At 48.8% G+C, this 1,085-nt stretch carries 1 protein-coding gene; it reads right to left on the bottom strand.

The window, feature by feature from the left end:
• Window positions 1–1,079 (bottom strand): elongation factor Tu (gene tuf, locus C8R14_RS13325; RefSeq protein ID WP_074456522.1); only part of this gene is annotated, 1,079 nt, incomplete at its 3' end.
• Window positions 1,080–1,085 lie beyond the last annotated feature (6 nt).

Raw genomic sequence — 1,085 nt, 5'->3', positions numbered from 1 at the left:
GATATATTATCACCTGGCATCACCATTTCGACGCCTGCCGGCAGTTCAATGGAGCCTGTTACATCAGTTGTTCTGAAATAAAACTGTGGGCGATATCCTGCAAAAAATGGTGTATGCCGACCACCCTCTTCTTTGCTCAACACATATATTTCCGCAGAAAATTTGGTGTGTGGCAATATACTACCCGGCTTAGCCAGAACCTGACCACGCTCCACCTCTTCTCGCTTGGTACCTCTTAATAATATACCAACGTTGTCTCCGGCCTGCCCTTGATCCAGCAACTTCCGAAACATCTCGACACCGGTACATGTCGTTTTGATTGTAGGTCGCAATCCCACAATTTCTATCTCATCACCAACCTTGACTATACCGCGCTCCACACGCCCTGTAACAACAGTTCCACGCCCGGAGATTGAGAACACATCTTCAACAGGCATAATAAAAGCCCCATCAATCGCTCTTTGTGGCTCCGGGATGTATGAATCCAGCACTTCCGCCAGCTTCAGAATAGCTGCTTCACCGATGTCACCTTTATCCCCTTCCAGCGCTTTCAGTGCTGAACCAATAATAATAGGCGTATCATCCCCTGGAAAATCATACTTGGATAACAGTTCACGTATTTCCATTTCGACGAGCTCAAGTAACTCAGCATCGTCTACCATGTCAGCCTTATTCATGAAGACAATGATATAAGGCACTCCCACCTGCCGCGCCAGCAGAATATGCTCGCGTGTCTGCGGCATGGGTCCATCAGCTGCTGATACCACCAGAATAGCGCCATCCATCTGCGCCGCTCCTGTGATCATATTCTTCACATAGTCGGCATGACCCGGGCAATCAACGTGCGCGTAATGGCGTTTATCTGTTTCGTATTCAACATGGGATGTGTTAATAGTAATCCCACGTGCACGCTCCTCGGGCGCCGAATCTATCTGAGCATATGACTTGGCTTCCCCGCCAAATTTCCTGGTCAGGATGGTCGTGATCGCCGCCGTTAACGTCGTTTTCCCATGATCCACATGGCCTATCGTCCCTACATTTATATGCGGCTTCACCCGCTCGAATTTACTTTTCGCCATTACGTC

Source organism: Nitrosomonas eutropha (assembly GCF_003201195.1).
Classification (GTDB): Bacteria; Pseudomonadota; Gammaproteobacteria; order Burkholderiales; family Nitrosomonadaceae; genus Nitrosomonas; species Nitrosomonas eutropha.
This window is presented reverse-complemented; position numbering and strand designations above follow the sequence as displayed.